This is a genomic window from Pseudomonas sp. SIMBA_067, assembly GCF_046534675.1.
GTDB classification, from domain to species: Bacteria; Pseudomonadota; Gammaproteobacteria; order Pseudomonadales; family Pseudomonadaceae; genus Aquipseudomonas; species Aquipseudomonas putida.
This window is the reverse complement of the sequence record NZ_JAWRYH010000717.1, coordinates 1-260: the sequence shown is the minus strand read 5'-3', so window position 1 is coordinate 260 and position 260 is coordinate 1. Positions and strand designations below refer to the sequence as shown.

General features: G+C 37.3%; 1 protein-coding gene. It reads left to right on the top strand.

Going from position 1 to position 260, the window contains the following annotated elements; all coding sequences use genetic code 11:
- The coding region (locus SB765_RS31025) for an ATP-dependent Clp protease proteolytic subunit (protein WP_410932675.1) at positions 1-260 on the top strand (260 nt) is incomplete at both ends.

The window sequence follows — 260 nt, the reverse complement described above, 5'->3', positions numbered from 1 at the left end:
TAAACGCATTAGTCCCTATGGTTGTTGAGCAAACAGCTAAAGGCGAGCGCTCATTTGATATTTATTCGAGATTATTAAAAGAGCGTATTATCTTTTTAACGGGCCAAGTTGAAGACAACATGGCAAATCTGATTTTAGCGCAAATGCTTTTCTTAGAATCAGAGAACCCAGATAAAGATATTTTCTTATATATCAATTCACCGGGTGGCTCGGTCACTGCGGGAATGGCTATTTACGATACAATGAATTTCATTAAACCT